At 68.3% G+C, this 15,676-nt stretch carries 13 protein-coding genes; 10 read left to right on the forward strand and 3 right to left on the reverse strand.

Annotated features, from left to right (window positions below; all coding sequences use genetic code 11):
• Positions 1-92: 92 nt before the first annotated feature.
• Together ettA and V5A19_RS11990 are read right to left on the reverse strand one after the other, a co-directional pair.
• Positions 93-1,757, reverse strand: a complete 1,665-nt coding sequence (gene ettA / locus V5A19_RS11985; RefSeq protein WP_332319961.1) for an energy-dependent translational throttle protein EttA — start codon at positions 1,755-1,757, stop codon at positions 93-95.
• Between the two features lie 258 nt (positions 1,758-2,015).
• Positions 2,016-3,164 carry a tRNA-queuosine alpha-mannosyltransferase domain-containing protein gene (locus tag V5A19_RS11990; protein WP_332327834.1) on the reverse strand — a complete coding sequence of 383 codons (1,149 nt, stop codon included), beginning with the start codon at positions 3,162-3,164 and terminating at the stop codon, positions 2,016-2,018.
• Between the two features lie 134 nt (positions 3,165-3,298).
• On the opposite strand from V5A19_RS11990, the gene V5A19_RS11995 reads away from it, so the two are divergent.
• The 9 genes from V5A19_RS11995 (at position 3,299) to polX (ending at position 14,336) form a co-directional block, all read left to right on the forward strand.
• Positions 3,299-4,513, forward strand: a complete 1,215-nt coding sequence (locus V5A19_RS11995; RefSeq protein ID WP_332319865.1) for a nickel-dependent hydrogenase large subunit — start codon at positions 3,299-3,301, stop codon at positions 4,511-4,513.
• Positions 4,506-4,847, forward strand: coding sequence for a hydrogenase maturation nickel metallochaperone HypA (hypA, locus tag V5A19_RS12000; RefSeq protein WP_332319864.1), 342 nt, complete (start codon positions 4,506-4,508; stop codon positions 4,845-4,847). The genes V5A19_RS11995 and hypA overlap by 8 nt, the downstream gene beginning before the upstream one ends.
• Positions 4,847-5,779 (forward strand): hydrogenase nickel incorporation protein HypB, encoded by a 933-nt coding sequence (gene hypB, locus V5A19_RS12005; protein ID WP_332319863.1) that lies wholly within the window; start codon positions 4,847-4,849, stop codon positions 5,777-5,779. Before hypA ends, hypB begins: the two co-directional genes overlap by 1 nt.
• Positions 5,780-5,785: 6 nt before the next feature.
• On the forward strand, positions 5,786-8,107 hold the full coding sequence (hypF, locus tag V5A19_RS12010; RefSeq protein WP_332327835.1) for a carbamoyltransferase HypF: 2,322 nt from the start codon (positions 5,786-5,788) through the stop codon (positions 8,105-8,107).
• A 3-nt stretch (positions 8,108-8,110) separates the two neighbouring features.
• Positions 8,111-8,335 carry a HypC/HybG/HupF family hydrogenase formation chaperone gene (locus V5A19_RS12015; protein WP_332319735.1) on the forward strand — a complete coding sequence of 75 codons (225 nt, stop codon included), beginning with the start codon at positions 8,111-8,113 and terminating at the stop codon, positions 8,333-8,335.
• Positions 8,336-8,443: 108 nt separating this feature from the next.
• Complete coding sequence (hypD, locus tag V5A19_RS12020) at positions 8,444-9,592, forward strand: hydrogenase formation protein HypD (protein WP_332319736.1); 1,149 nt, start codon at positions 8,444-8,446, stop codon at positions 9,590-9,592.
• A gap of 1 nt (position 9,593) precedes the next feature.
• Complete coding sequence (hypE, locus tag V5A19_RS12025) at positions 9,594-10,622, forward strand: hydrogenase expression/formation protein HypE (protein WP_332319737.1); 1,029 nt, start codon at positions 9,594-9,596, stop codon at positions 10,620-10,622.
• A 124-nt stretch (positions 10,623-10,746) separates the two neighbouring features.
• A complete protein-coding gene (locus V5A19_RS12030; protein ID WP_332319738.1) occupies positions 10,747-12,495 on the forward strand; it encodes a hydrogenase maturation protein in 1,749 nt (582 codons plus the stop codon).
• Between the two features lie 119 nt (positions 12,496-12,614).
• Positions 12,615-14,336: a DNA polymerase/3'-5' exonuclease PolX gene (polX, locus tag V5A19_RS12035; protein ID WP_332319739.1), complete on the forward strand. Its 1,722-nt coding sequence runs from the start codon at positions 12,615-12,617 to the stop codon at positions 14,334-14,336.
• 30 nt (positions 14,337-14,366) lie between these two features.
• Here polX and V5A19_RS12040 read toward each other — a convergent pair whose 3' ends face one another.
• Complete coding sequence (locus tag V5A19_RS12040) at positions 14,367-14,654, reverse strand: hypothetical protein (protein ID WP_332319740.1); 288 nt, start codon at positions 14,652-14,654, stop codon at positions 14,367-14,369.
• A gap of 437 nt (positions 14,655-15,091) precedes the next feature.
• Between V5A19_RS12040 and V5A19_RS12045 the strand changes: the two genes are divergently transcribed.
• Complete coding sequence (locus V5A19_RS12045) at positions 15,092-15,550, forward strand: PGPGW domain-containing protein (protein ID WP_332319741.1); 459 nt, start codon at positions 15,092-15,094, stop codon at positions 15,548-15,550.
• Positions 15,551-15,676 lie beyond the last annotated feature (126 nt).

Here is a 15,676-nt window from a genome sequence, read left to right on the forward strand (position 1 = left end):
TCAAACCAAGAAGCCGATTCCCGGAGTTCCGCGAAGAACCAAAAAAAAGGCCCCGCCTTCAGGCGGGGCTTTGGGGCGCGAGCGGCAAGCGGTTAACGGTCGAGGCGCTTGTGCTTGGTTTTGGACTGCTCGGCACCGGCACCGGTCTGTTGGGCCCGCATGGTCTCGTACTCGCTGTAGCTGCCTTCGGTAAAGATCACCTGGCCGTCGTCCTCGAAGGCCATGGTATGGGTAGCTACGCGGTCGAGGAACCAGCGGTCGTGGGAGACCACGATGGCGCTTCCAGGGAAGTCGTGCAGGGCCTGCTCCAGGGCGCGCAGTGTTTCTACGTCCAGGTCGTTGGTGGGCTCGTCGAGCAGCAGTGTGTTGCCGCCGCGCTTGAGCAGCTTGGCGAGATGGACGCGGTTGCGCTCGCCGCCGGAGAGGTCGCGGACCTTCTTCTGCTGGTCGCTGCCGCTGAAGTTGAAGCGGGACACATAGGCTCGGGAGTTCACCACCCAGTTACCCACCTGAATGTGGTCGGCACCGTCGGATATCTCCTCCCAGACGGTGTTGTCGCCGTTGAGGGCGTCCCGGGACTGGTCCACGTAGGCCAAGTCCACGGTATCGCCGAGCTCGATGCGGCCGCCGTCGGGCTCCTCTTCGCCGGTAATCAGGCGCAGTAGGGTGGTCTTGCCGGCCCCGTTGGGCCCGATGACGCCGACGATTCCGCCGCTCGGGACCACGAAGGACAGGCCCTGATACAGCTCGCGGTCGCGGAAGGTCTTGCTGAGGTCCTCGGCCTCAATGACCTTGTCGCCCAGGCGGGGCCCCGGGGGGATGTAGATCTCGTTGGTCTGGGCGCGCTCTTGGTACTCCGGCGTGGCCAGCTCGTCCAGGCGCTTGAGGCGGGCCTTGTTTTTGGACTGGCGGCCCTTGGGATTGGATCTGGCCCACTCCAGTTCTTCCTTCATGGCCTTCTGGCGGGCGCTTTTCTCCTTTTCCTCCTGCTCTAGGCGCTTCTCCTTGTATTCCAGCCAGGCGGAGTAGTTGCCCTCGAAGGGGTAGCCGTGGCCGCGGTCCAGCTCCAGGATCCAGCCGGCGACGTTGTCCAGGAAATAGCGGTCGTGGGTAACGGCCACCACGGTACCGCTGAACTCGCCCAGGTAGCGCTCTAGCCATTCCACCGACTCGGCGTCCAGGTGGTTGGTGGGCTCGTCCAGGATCAGCATGTCCGGTTCGGAAAGTAGGGTCCGGGCCAAGGCCACGCGCCGGCGCTCGCCGCCGGAGAGGTTGTCCACCTCGGCGTCCCAGGCCGGCAGGCGCAGGGCGTCGGCGGCCACCTCCAGCTTGCGGTCAAGGTCCCACCCGTCCGCCGCGTCGATCTTCTGCTGCAGCTCGCCCTGCTCGGCAATGAGGGCCTCGAAGTCGGCATCGGGGTCGGCGAAGGCCGCGGAGACCTCGTTGTAGCGGTCAATCAGGGCCTTGGTCTCGCCCACCCCTTCCTCGACGTTGCCGCGTACGTCCTTGTCCGGGTTGAGCTGGGGCTCCTGGGGCAGGTAGCCGACGTTGATCCCCGGCTGGGGGCGTGCTTCGCCGTCGTATTGGTTGTCCACCCCGGCCATGATGCGCAGCAGAGTGGATTTGCCAGCGCCGTTGTAGCCGAGGACGCCGATCTTGGCGCCGTGGAAGAAGCTGAGGTTGATGTCTTCGAGGACGGTCTTCTTGGGGGGAACGACCTTGGTCAGGCCGCTCATGGTGAAGATGTACTGCGCCATGATGTCCTTGCCGGTATGGGTCTTGTGCCTGGGAAATGAAAGGAAAACCGCAACGCTTTCGGGCCAGCCTATTTTCCGCGAAAGGCCGGCCCGGGGGAAGGGGCAGCGGTCAGGGTTCCGGGGCAGAAAATGCCCAGAATGCCATTTTTAGGTGATTTCCATTCCGCATTCGCCCCATTGGGCCCCGTTGTTGGCCAACGGTTCCCCAAGACCTGAAAGCAAAAGCGGGCTTTTCTGATCCGGGGACCACACAAGCGGTCAAACGGCCCCGGCGATTGCGGCGAGCTTCCGGTCGTAATGGGGGGCCATAATGGTCCAATCGAAGGCGGCGAGGGCCCGGACCAGGGAGCCGGTGTCCGGGGACCCTGCCTGGAGCCAGTGCGCCAGGGTCGGGACCAGCTCGTCCATCGGGTCGTAGAAGCAGGCGGCCTGCCATTGGGCGGGAATGAGCTCGGGATAGGCCAGCCCGCAAGGCAGCAGCGGCAGCGTCCGGCAGTAAGCAGCCTCGGCCACGCTTATACCGAAAAAGTCGTGGTGGGAGGTGACCGGAAGGAAGTCGGCTGCCCAGAGCCAGCCAGCGTAGGTGGCGAAATCCTCGGCGTAGCCGAAATGCACCACGCGCTCGCCCAGGCGCTCGCGGGCCTGGTCGTAGATGGCGGGGTAGGTGGGGGAATTCTGGCCCAGGATGGCCACCTCGAAGGGCAGTCCCTGATCCGCCAGCTCGAACAGGGCCCGGAAGAAGCCCTCCGGGTTCTTGTCGTGCTCCCAGCGGTGGTTCCACAGGATCAGGGGCGGCCCCTCGCGGCTGGCTTTCGGACGGTGGCGGTCGAAGCGGGCCAGGTCCAGCCCCAAGGGCATCACCTCCGCCCGCCGGGCCACTTCGTCCACCCGCTCCAGCTCCCGATGGTCCCGCATGCCTTGGAGGAGATCCCGGCAGCCCGCCAGGAAAGTGTCCCGGTTGTGGCCGGAATTGAACCACACCCCGTCGGCCGCCAGGGCGCTGGCCAGGTTGATGAAGCCGTAGTGCTGGTCCCGGCCCCTGGCGGCGTCGCGGTCCTGGGGCGACCAGGGGTAGGCGAGCTGGTTCTCATGGAAATAGGACACCGCCGGGACGGAGGCCGTGGCCCGCCGGGTCAGGGCCAGGAAGGTGGTCAGATCCAGCATGTCGCTGGCCAGGATCAGGTCCGGCCGGAAGTCGCCGGCCAGGAATTCGCGGGCCAGGGTGAGGGCGGCGCCGTGCATCCGCCATTTCCAGTTGCGGTCGGGCAGGCTGAGGAGCTCGATGCGGTGCTCGGAGTGCTCCCGCAGGCCCCGTGCCCAGGCCGCATGGGACCCGCCGAAATAAGGCTCGATCAACAGGATGTTCACGGCCTGACGCCCCCGGTTGGCATGGATGGGTGGTGGCATCGGATTCTCGCACTGGGGGTTGCGGGGTTGCCAATCTCCCGTGCGGCCGAAGAGGTCCGGCTTTGCCGCGGCCGCTATACGTGCTATTCGAGGGGGGTAAGACCCGTTGTTCGGCACCGAGGATGGCCACCGTCATGGAACAGACCGGGAGCGCGGATCCCGCCGCTGGAGGCCCGGCAGCGGAAGGGGGCCTCGGCATCCGCATCCGCCTGGCCGGTACCACCGTGGCCGGAGTGGAGATCGCCTCCCGCCGGCCCGTCGGCGCCTCTCGCGTTTTCCAGGGCAAGGATCCGGACGGGATCCCGGGCATGGTCCGGCGGCTGTTCGCCGTTTGCGGTCACGCCCAAGGGGTGGCGTCGCTGTCCGCCCTGGAAGCGGCCCGCGGCCAGGATCCCGGCCCCCGGGTCCTGGCGGCGCGGGAAGCGGTTCTCCAGGCAGAGCTGGCCCGGGAGCACTTGACCCGTATCCTGGTGGATTGGTCCGGCTGGCTGCGGGACGCCGTTCCGCGCGGGGTGGCGGCGCGGGTGCGCCAGCTACCGGAGGCCGTTACCAGGGCAGCCTACCCGGAGGGCATCTTCTTCCAGGCCACGCCTCCGCCACCTGCCGTCCTCGACTTGGCGGACGAAATCGCGGACCTTGAAGGCATGCTGCGGAAGGAGGTGCTGGGCATTGAGCCCGCCGCCTTCGGGGAGATGGATTTGCCCGACGCCCTCGGGGCCTACATGGAAGGTACTGGGGCCCTTGGCCCCGCCTTTCTGGGCCGACTGGCCGAGGAGGGCTGGGCCTCGACGGGGGCGGGAGGCTCGGTCCCCTTCCTTCCCGATCTGGCCCCCGAGGAGCTGGCTCCCTGGCTGGGCGGCGAGGAAGCCGGTGATTTCGTCGCCCGGCCCCTTTGGGAAGGTCGGCCCAGGGAGACGGGCCCCTTGGCCCGGACCTGGGGTTGCCCCCCGGTGGCCGCTGCGCGCGCGGGCTTCGGCAGCGGGGTGCTGGTCCGCCAAGTGGCCCGTTTGGCCGAGCTGGCCATGGTGCCGGCTAGGCTAAGGGAACTCGCCGAAGGGCAGGGACCGGCCACGATAGGCGCCGGCTCGCCGGCCCCGGGGGTGGGGGTGGGCACCGTTGAAGCCGCCCGCGGGCGCCTGGTCCATCGGCTTGCCCTGGAGAACTGCGCTGTGACGGATTACCGCATCCTGGCCCCCACCGAGTGGAACTTCCATCCCGACGGGGCCTTGGTCCAGGGTCTGGTGGGGACCGATCCGGGGGGTGTGGAGGCCGCTCGCCGGGCGGCTGACCACCTGATCGGCAGCATCGATCCCTGCGTCGGCTACCGATTGGAGGTGGACCATGCATGAGATGGCCCTGGCCGAAGGCGTTTTGGCCATTCTGGAGGAGCAGGGCCCAGCCCAGGGATTCGGGCGCGTCGAGGCGGTCCACCTGGAAGTGGGCGCCCTTTCCTGCGTGGAGCCCGAGGCCCTGCGCTTCCATTTCGAGGCCGTGGCCCGCGGCTCACTCGCCGAAGGGGCCCGCCTAGAGATGACTCAGGTACCCGGGGAGGGCTGGTGTCTTCCCTGCGGCCGGATGGTGGAGGTAGGCTCATTTCTGGAACCGTGTCCCCATTGCGGCGGCTTCGAAGTACGGGTCACGGGAGGCGAGGACCTGCGGATCAAGGAACTGGAGGTGGCTTGATGTGTAATGTATGCGGCTGCGGTGAGGGCGAGATCCACATTGACGGTCAGGATCCCCATCACCACGATCACGGGGACCATCACGGGCACGAGCATGGCCACGGCCACCATCATCCCGACCACGGTCCCCCGGAGGGGCATGCCGAGGCCCCGGAGCCGCCCCAGCTGGATTACGGCTCCGGGCCCGCCCGCGCCCATGCCCCAGGGATGAGCCAGGAGCGCATGGTCCAGATCGAGCGCAATGTCCTGGACCAAAACAACGCCTACGCCCGGGCCAATCGGGCGGCCTTCCGGGGCCGGGGCCAGCTGGCGCTGAACCTGGTGTCCAGCCCGGGCTCCGGCAAGACGACCCTGCTCACCCGGACCATCGAGGCCCTGGCGGGGCGTTACCCCGCGGCCGTGATCGAGGGCGATCAGCAGACTACCAACGACACCGATCAGATACGGGCTACCGGGGCCCCCACCGTCCAGATCAACACCGGCAAGGGGTGCCATCTGGACGGCCACATGGTGGGCCATGCCCTGGAGTCGCTGGACGCCGCGGACAACGGCGTGGTGTTCATCGAGAACGTGGGCAATCTGGTCTGCCCCGCAGCCTTCGATCTGGGGGAGGCCGCCAAGGTGGCGATCCTGTCGGTGACCGAGGGCGAGGACAAGCCGGCCAAGTACCCCGACATGTTCCACCGCGCCGATCTCATGGTCCTGAACAAGGTGGACCTGCTGCCGCACCTGGCATTCGATGTGGCGCGCTGCCTGGATTATGCCCGCCAGGTGAACCCCGAAATCGAGGTGCTTCAGGTCTCCGCCACCTCCGGGGAAGGCATGGACGACTGGCTGGAATGGGTCGCCGGCCGCCGGCGCGCGCTCCTGGAAGCGCTGGCCGGCGAGCTGGAAGAGCGCGCCGCCCGCGTCCGTGCCGCCGGGGAGGCCTGACCAGCCTTGGCCGTCGCCCCGAGCCCGGCGCGTCAGACCGGCGGCGAGCGCCTGCGGGTAACCGGGCTGGTCCAGGGCGTGGGCTTTCGCCCTACCGTCTGGCGGCTGGCCCGGGAAGAGGGGCTCGCCGGCTCCGTGCGAAATACCGGAGAAGGGGTGGTCGTCGAGCTGTGGGGGCCCGAAGCCGCCCGGGAGCGGTTCCGGCGCCGCCTCCTCGCCGAGGCGCCCCCTCTGGCGCGCATCGACGGGGTAGCTGCGGAGGCCCTGGAGGCCGGCGAGGCTCCGGCGGATTTCCGGATTGAGGCCAGCGGCCGCGGCCCCACGACCACCGGGGTGGTGCCTGACGCTCCGGTGTGTGCCGACTGCCTGAGCGAGCTGTTCGATCCGGGTAACCGCCGCTACCGCTACGCCTGCCTCAACTGCACCCACTGCGGTCCCCGCTACACCATAACCGAGGCCATCCCCTACGACCGGGCCAACACCGCCCTGGCCGGGTTTCCCCTGTGTCCGGCGTGCCGGGGCGAATATGAGGACCCGGCCGACCGGCGCTTCCACGCCCAGCCCACCGCCTGCCCCCGGTGCGGGCCCACCCTGATTTTCCGGGAGGCCGGTGCCGAACCCGCCCCTGGCGATGCGGTGGCCGCCGCCCTGGAGGCCCTGATAGCCGGGCAAATAGTGGCCATCAAGGGCATCGGCGGGTACCACCTGGCGGTGGACGCCCGCAACCCCGACGCCGTCGCCCGCCTGCGGGGGCGCAAGGACCGCGGCGGCAAGCCGTTCGCGGTGATGGTTGCCAACACCGCCTCACTGGCGCCGTGGGTGGTGCCGGGAGAGGCCGCCCGCCACCTGAGCGATCCCTCTAGGCCGGTGGTGCTCCTGCCCAAGGGGTCACGGGCGGAGACAGTGCTGCCCGGGATCGCCCCGGATCTGGACGAGATCGGCGTGCTGCTGCCCTACGCCCCGGTGCACCATCTGCTGTTCCACGAGGCAGCCGGCCGGCCGACGGGTACGGGCTGGTTGGACGAGCCCCAGGGCCTGGTTCTGGTGATGACCAGCGCCAATCCGGGCGGGGAGCCACTGGTGACCGGCAATGCCGAGGTGGCGGAGCGCCTGGCGGACATTGCCGACGCCTTCCTGGAACACGACCGCCCGATCCTTGTCGGCTGCGACGACAGCGTCCTTCGCGCCCGGGGCGAGGGCTCCGGGGTCTATCTCCGGCGCTCGCGCGGCCGGGTTCCGGCCGCCGTGCCCCTGCCGGAAGCCGGGCCCTCGGTGCTCGCCCTGGGCGGCTGGCTCAAGACCGCCCCCTGCCTGACCCGCGGGGCGGAAGCCTTCCCGGGCCAGCACGTGGGCGACCTGGCCAATCCGGCCACCGTCCGGACCCTGGAAGGCGTGGCCGACCACCTGCGCTCCGTCCTCGCCGTGCGTCCGTCGGCCATCGCCCACGACCTTCATCCCGACTTCCCCAGCACCCGCATGGCCCAGGCGATAGCGGAAAGGGAGGGCCTTCCCGCCATCGCCGTGCAGCACCACCACGCCCACATCGCGGCGGTGGCCGCCGAGCATGGCCTCACCGGGCCGGTGCTGGGTGTGGCCCTGGACGGCGTCGGCCTGGGCAGCGACGGCGGGGTCTGGGGCGGCGAGCTGCTGCGGGTGGACGGCGCCGGTTTCCGGCGGCCGGGCCGGTTCAGGCCGCTGCCCCTGCCCGGGGGCGACCGGGCCGCCGGCGAGCCCTGGCGGATGGCCGCCGCCGCCCTGCACGCCCTGGGCCGGGGCGAGGAGGTGCCGGCCCGCTTCGGGCACCGCCGGGCGGCCGAGCCCGTGGCGGCCATGCTGGCCAAGGGCGTCAACGTCCCCGCCACCTCCAGCGCCGGCCGGCTCTTCGACGCCGCGGCGGGCCTGCTGGGCCTGGCCGAGGACAACGGCTACGAGGGCCAGGCCGCCATGGTCCTGGAGGCCCGGGCCGCGGCCTTCGGTCCGGCGGAGCCGGTACCGGAAGGCTACCGCATGGAGGCCGGCGAGCTGGACCTCCGCCCCCTGTTGGACCATCTGGCCGAGGAAACCGACCCCGGCCGGGGGGCCGCCCGGTTCCATGCCACCCTGGCCGCGGCGGTGGCCGGCTGGGCCGCCGCTGGGGCAGGATGGGAAGGCTTGACGCGGGTGGCCCTGGGCGGGGGATGCTGGGCCAATCGCCTCCTGGCCGGTGCCGTCCGGCGGCATCTGCTGGAAGCGGGTATGGCGGTCTACGAGGCCCGGGAGCTACCCCCGGGCGACGGCGGCCTGGCCTTCGGCCAGGCCTGGGTTGCCCAGCAACAGCTGCAGGAGTAAGCCATGTGCCTGGCGGTACCCGGCCGGGTGGTGGAGATCAACGACGACGATACCGCCCTGGTGGATTTCTCCGGGGCGAACAAACGCATCAGCCTGGCCCTGGTGGAGGATGTGGCTCCCGAGGACTATGTGCTGGTCCATGTGGGCTTCGCCCTCCAGCGCATCGACCCCGATGAGGCCGAGAAGACCCTGGCCTTGATCGCGGAAATGGAAAGCCTGTCCGGGTGAGCCGCCCACAATGCCCGGGCCGGTAAGAAAGGCAGCAAGGAATGCCTGGTGCTGCCGGCTCATCCCGCTTCGGGGCTTGGGCGCTTAGTTCGAAGGGAACGATCCCTCATGAAATACGTGGATGAGTTTCGCGACGGCGCCAAGGCAAAGGCCCTGGCCGACGACATTGCCCATTTGGCGGAACCGGGCCGAGACTATCGGTTTATGGAGTTCTGCGGCGGGCACACCCACGCCGTCTTCCGTTTCGGCGTGCCCGATCTGCTGCCGGCGAACGTGGGCCTGATCCACGGCCCGGGCTGCCCGGTGTGCGTGCTGCCGGTGGGCCGGGTGGACATGGCGGTGGAATTAGCCCGCCGGCCGGAGGTGATCCTGGCCACCTACGGCGATCTGCTGCGGGTGCCCGGCTCGCGCAAGACCAGCCTGCAGCGGGCGAAGGCCGAGGGTGCCGATGTGCGAATGGTCTATTCCGCTACCGACTGCCTCCAGCTCGCCCGGGACAATTCCGACCGCGAGGTCGTGTTTTTCGCCATTGGCTTCGAGACCACCACCCCGCCCACGGCGGTGGTGCTCAAGCAGGCCCGGGCCGAGGGACTGACCAACTTCAGCGTGGTCTGCAACCACGTCCTCACCCCCGCCGCCATCACCCATATCCTGGAATCGCCGGAGGTCCGGGAGCTCGGCACCCTGCCGCTGGACGGCTTCATCGGGCCGTCCCACGTGTCCACCGTCATCGGCAGCGCCCCCTACGAGTTCTTCGCCGAGGAGTACGAGAAACCGGTGGTCATTGCCGGCTTCGAGCCCCTCGACGTCATGCAGGCCATCCGCATGCTGGTGCAACAGGTCAACGAGGGCCGGGCCGAGGTGGCGAACGAGTTCGCCCGGGCCGTTATCCGGGAAGGCAACCCCAAGGCCAAGGCGCTGGTCGCCGACGCCTTCGAGCTGCGCAAGTCTTTCGAATGGCGCGGCTTGGGCGAGGTGCCCTACAGCGGGCTGGCGATCCGGGCGGAGTACGCCGATTTCGACGCCGAAAGACGTTTTGGCCTCCAGTATCAACAGAAACGGGAAAACCAGGCCTGCATCTGTCCCTCGGTGCTGCGCGGGGTAGCCAAGCCTACCGAGTGCACGCTGTTCGGCACCACCTGCACCCCTGAAAACCCCATCGGCTCCTGCATGGTGTCCTCGGAGGGCGCCTGCGCCGCCTACTACGCCTACGGCGGCAGCCGGGCGGGGCCCGAGATCGCCCCGGCGGAGGCCTGAGGTGGCGGGCAGGCTGGACCTGAAAGGGGGGCGGGTGGAGCTGGCTCATGGCGGCGGCGGCCGGGCCATGGAGCGCCTGATCGACGAGCTGTTCCGGGCCGCCTTCGCCAACGACTGGCTCGCCGGCGGCGACGACGCGGCCCGATTCGAGGTTCCCGGTGGCTCCATGGTCATGGCCACCGACAGCCACGTGGTCAGTCCGCTATTTTTCCCCGGCGGCGACATCGGCTCGCTGGCCGTTCATGGCACCCTCAACGACGTGGCCATGGGCGGTGGTCAGCCCCGGTATCTGGCCGCCGGGTTCGTCCTGGAGGAGGGCTTCCCTCTGGCCGAGCTCCAGCGCATCGTGGCCTCTATGGCCGACGCCAGCCGCGAGGCGGGGGTGCCGGTAGTGGCCGGCGATACCAAGGTGGTGGAGGCAGGCCAGGGCGACGGTGTCTACATCACGACCACCGGTGTGGGGACGGTCCTGCCGGGGGTGGCGGTGGGGCCGGAGCGGGTGCGCCCGGGCGACCGCATCCTGGTCAGCGGGCCCCTGGGCGACCACGGGGTGGCCATTCTTTCCCAACGGGAGGACATCGGCTTCGGCACCGAGCTGCGCTCGGACACGGCCGCCCTGCACGGCTTGGTGGCGGCCATGGCCGAGGCCGTGCCCGATACCCACTGCCTGCGCGATCCAACCCGGGGCGGGCTGGCCGCCGTGCTCAACGAGGTCGCCCACGCTTCGGGCACCGGCATGAGGATTCGGGAGGCGGACCTGCCGGTCCGGGAGGCGGTCCGGGCGGCCTGCGAGTTCCTCGGTCTGGACCCGCTGAATTCGGCCAACGAGGGCCGGCTGGTGGCCTTCTGCCCCCCGGGTTCCAGCGATGAACTGCTGGCGGCCATGCGGGCGCACCCCCTGGGCTGGGAAGCCGCCGACATCGGCGAGGCGGTGGCCGACGAGCGCGGCTTCGTGCAGATGGAGACGGCCTTCGGCGGCAACCGCCTGGTTGACTGGCTCTACGGCGAACAGCTGCCACGTATCTGCTAAGCCGTTTCAAGAATGGGCCGTCCGGTTAATGATTGGCCACCCTCCCATCACATGGCCATGCTATGTTTGAAAAATGCCCTGCACAGTCAAGTGTTCGATCCCGGGACTCAAGAGGGCGAGCCCAATGCGGATTTTTTTCCTGACGCATGCCTTCAATAGCCTCAACCAGCGCCTTTTCGCAGAGCTAACCCGGCAGGGCCACCAGATTTCGGTGGAGCTGGATATCAACGACGATGTCACCCGGGAGGCTGTGGCCCTGTACCAGCCGGAGCTCATCATCGCTCCGATCCTCAAGCGGGCCATTCCGGCCGATATCTGGCGCAATCACCTTTGCCTGATCGTTCACCCCGGCATTAAAGGGGATCGGGGGCCGTCGTCGCTGGATTGGGCCCTCCTGGAGGGTGAGCAAAGGTGGGGGGTGACGGTGCTCCAGGCCGAGGCCGAGATCGACGCCGGGGCCATCTGGGCCAGCCGGGAATTCCCCGTGGTCTCCGACCGCAAGGCCAGCGTCTACCGCAACGAGCTCACCGAGGCCGCCGTGGAAGCGGTGCTGGCGGCGGTTTCCCGGGCGGAGAGGGGCGATCGCCGGCCCGAGCCCCTGGATTACAGCCGGGATGACGTCCGGGGTGGCTGGCGGCCGGCCATGCGGCAGGCCGACCGGGCCATCGATTGGCAGCGGGATGATACCGCCACGGTGCTCCGCAAGATCCTCAGCGCCGACAGTCAGCCCGGGGTCCTCGATCGCATCGCCGGGATCCAGGCCTTTATCTACGATGCCCATCCGGAGGAAGGCCTCAGCGGCGAGCCGGGGGAGCTCCTGGCGCGGCGGGGGAACGCGGTATGCCGGGCCACCGCCGACGGGGCCGTATGGATCGGCCACCTCCGCCCCGAGGACCCCGAGGGCGGCCACCCCTTCAAACTACCGGCAGCCCACGTGCTGCACCAGGTAGCCGGTGAGCTGTCGGAGTCGGCCATGCCTTTCTGGAAAAGCGAGGACCGAACCTACCAGGACATCGCCTACGACGAGGCGGACGGCGTCGGCTTCCTGAGTTTCGGCTTCTATAACGGGGCCATGGGCGTGGCCGAGTGCGAGCGCCTCCTGGCCGCCTACCGCCGGGCTCTTCAGCGCGACACCCGGGTCCTGGTCCTGCTCGGGGGCCGGGATTTCTGGTCAAACGGCATCCACCTGAACCGTATCGAGGCGGCCAACAGCCCGGCCGACGAGGCCTGGGCCAACATCCAGGCCATGAACGATCTGGTGCGGGCCATCCTGACCACCGACGACCGCCTGACCGTGGCCGCTATGCGGGGAAATGCCGGTGCCGGCGGCGTCTTCCTGGGGCTGGCCGCGGACCACGTCGTGGCCCGCAGCGGCGTCGTCCTCAATCCCCATTACAAGAACATGGGCAACCTTTACGGCTCGGAGTACTGGACCTTCTCCCTTCCCCGCAAGGTGGGGGAGGCCACCGGCCGGGCCGTCATGGCCCACCGGCTGCCGCTGCTGGCCGATGAGGCCCTGGAGATCGGGCTGGTGGACGAGCTGGTCGGGCATAGCCCCGAGGACACGGGGGCGGAAGTGACCCGCCGGGCCAAGGAATGGGCTGCCTCCGAGGCGTTGCCGGACTGCCTGACCCGCAAGCGGCAAGTGCTGGCCGAGGCCGAGGCCGAGAAGCCGCTGGATCAGTACCGAAGCGAGGAGCTGGAGGGCTTGCGCCTCAACTTCTACGGTTTCGATCCCAGCTTCCACGTGGCCCGCTACAATTTCGTTCACAAGGTGGCCAGCTCCCGAACCCCGCTCTACCTTGCCTCACATCGCCGGCTTCGTCGCCAGGGAGCGAATCAGAAAGCCGGTTCCATAGCCCAAGCGGGCTGAGCCGGGTCCTAGCGATCGCACCTCCTGGGTAAAGGCCAAGGGCCCGGAGCGGGGTAGGCCCGCTCCGGTTACCTGGTTTATATTCAAACCAATGTCACCGCGCCTCCAAGGGCTCTTCCATGGCGGTCCGCAATCAGGAAATCGCCGATCTCTTCAACCGCCTGGCCGACCTGCTGGAGGTGGAGGACGCCAATCCCTTCCGGGTCCGTGCCTATCGCAACGCCGCCCGCGTCATCGGCAGCCTTTCCCCCAGCCTGTCCGACCTGGTGGCCGACGGCGAGGACCTGACCCACTACCCAGGCATTGGCGACGACCTGGCCGACAAGATCCGGACCATTGTCACTACCGGGGAGCTTCCCGATCTGCGCGAGGTGGAGCACCGCGTGCCCGCCGAGCTGTCGGATCTCATGCACATCAAGGGGCTTGGTCCCAAGCGGGTCAAGGCCCTGTACCAGGAGCTGGGCATCGACAGCTTGGACCAATTGGAAGCGGCGGCCCGCCAGGGCCGGATCCGCCAACTGGAGGGCTTCGGCGCCAAGACCGAGCAGTCCCTTCTGGAGGGCATCGAATACCTCCGCGGCGGCGGTGAGCGCCGGACCCTACTGGGCGAGGCCGAGGAGGTGGCGGAGCGGCTTAAGGCCCACCTGGAAGGGGTGGAGGGCGCGAAGCTCCTGGAGGTGGCCGGCAGTTACAGGCGGCGCAAGGAAACGGTGGGCGACCTCGACATCCTGGTGGCCTGCGCCGATGCCAAGCCGATCATGGACGCCTTCGTCGGCTACGACGAGGTGGCTGAAGTGGCCTCCCGGGGTGAGACCCGCTCCACGGTATACCTGCGCTCCGGTCTGCAGGTGGATCTGCGGGTAGTGCCCCGGGAGAGCTATGGAGCGGCCCTGCACTATTTCACGGGGTCTCAGGCCCACAACGTCGCGGTGCGGCAGCGTGGTGTCTCCCGGGGCTACAAGATCAACGAGTACGGTGTCTTCCAGGGCGAGAGCCGGCTCGCGGGGACTACGGAGGCGGAAGTCTACGCCACGGTCGGACTGGACTGGATACCGCCGGAGCTGCGGGAGAATCGGGGGGAGATCGAGGCCGCGGTGGCCGGTGAGCTGCCCTGTTTGGTGGAGCAGAGTGATCTGCGCGGCGACCTGCACTGCCATACCCGGGCCACGGACGGCGGCCAGAGTCCTCGTGAGATGGCGGAAGCCGCTCGCGAGCGGGGGTACGACTACCTGGCCATCACGGACCATTCACGGCGCGTTGCCATGGCTCACGGGCTGGACGCCGACCGATTGCGCGCCCAGATGGCCGAGATCGACCGGCTGAACGACGAGCTGAGCGACATCACCCTGCTCAAGGGCTGCGAGGTGGACATCCTCGAGGATGGCTCCCTCGACCTGCCCGACGACGCGCTCTCTGAGCTGGATCTGGCGGTGTGCAGCGTTCATTACCAGCTCGATCTGCCCCGGTCCCAGCAGACCGAGCGCATTCTCAAAGCAATGGACAACCCCTACTGCAGCCTCCTGGGCCACGCCACGGGACGCCAAATCAACGAGCGGGAGCCCATGGATGTGGATATGGAGCGGATCATCGCCGGAGCCACGGAGCGGGGGGTGGTTCTGGAGGTGAACGCCCAGCCGGCGCGGCTGGATCTGCGCGACGAGCACTGCCGGATGGCGAGGGACTACGGCGCCAGGCTGGCCATCGCCACCGACGCCCACAATGCCGACAACCTGGGGCTGATCCGCTTCGGGGTGGGGCAGGCCCGCCGCGGCTGGCTGCGGGCCGAGGATGTGATCAATACGTGGGACCTGGCCGGCCTGCGTAGGGCCCTTGAGCGGTAAGGACCAAGCCGGGGTCCGGGCTCTCGCAGGTCAGGTCGAGGACGCGGACCGACCGGCCACCAGGCCAACAACTGCGGAAGCCACGGCCAGTACTCCCCAGAAGGCCACCATGGTTTCCACCGCGCAGAAAGGGCCCCCGAAGCTGCGCAGCCAGCAGATCAGGGCAACGATGGGGATGGGGCCGAGAATTGCCAGTGCCAGGCCGCCCAGCAGGGAAGAGCGCGCAGGGCCGTGCATATTGCGCAGGGTCTTGCCCAGCATGTAGATCATGAGCCCGATAGCGATTCCTTCCACCAGGGTGATCCAGGTGACGACCATGGTTTGCTCCCATTCGGAGTGAGTGGGGTGTTTTGGGCTGTGCCCGGGGATTACGGCTCCCGGGACCGGAACCCGACAAAAGGCGCGCCGGTAAGGGGGGAGGTTAACTTTTTGGCCCCACCCGGGGAACCGGCTTAGGTGGCGGCATAAGGACCCGCCTGGCCGACCCGTCGGGGAGCTGGCTTACCGGGCCGTGGTTCCGGCCGGGGTGCAGTGCGGGGCAGAGCCGATTCCCAGGGGCCCATAATAGCAGGGGGCCCCTCTGGACCAGGGCATCCCCAAATGCCGTCCTGGGAGCCGCCTGTTAGGAGTCGCTAGGCCCCATTTTATCCCCTTCGAACGGGGCGAGGTGCCGTTCGAGAAGCAGGGGGGCGGCCGTGGGAGTGCTCGCCTCCAGCGGGCTCCCCGATCTATCCCATCCCGTCGCGGATCCGCATATGGGGGGCTCGCTCTTGTGGCAGCTATGGCACTGGGTTCAATCCAACGAAGCCCTGGTGGGATTCCTGGTGGCAGGCTCTTTCCTCCTGCTGATCTTTTCGGCGGCCCTCCTGCCCTTCGTGGTCAGCCTTATCCCGGCCGATTATTTTGCTGCCAAGGAGCGCGGCCAAAGCCGTTTCCATCGTCTCCATCCAAGCGCTCATGCCCTGGTGGTGGTAATCAAGAATCTTTTGGGGCTGGTTTTCCTCCTCGGGGGAATGGCCATGCTGGTCTTACCAGGACAGGGGCTTTTGACCATCCTGGTTGCCCTGATTCTGCTGGATTTTCCAGGAAAGTATCGGTTGGAGAAGCGCTTGGTTCGCTCCCAGCGGGTGGTCCGCAGCATCAACTGGCTGCGTCGCCGCGCCGGGGCCCGCCCCCTGAGTTTTTCTGAAAAGGACCAGGAGGAGCGCCAATAGGGGTAAGGCTATGAACTAGCCCCCACGATTAGCGGACACGGTGTATAACCTAAATACGAGGTAGGACTATCACCGTGGATAAGACTAGTGCTATGAGCCAGGTAGAGGTCGTGGGGCCGGAACGTC

It is taken from the genome of Thiohalorhabdus sp. (assembly GCF_036628635.1).
Classification (GTDB): Bacteria; Pseudomonadota; Gammaproteobacteria; order Thiohalorhabdales; family Thiohalorhabdaceae; genus Thiohalorhabdus.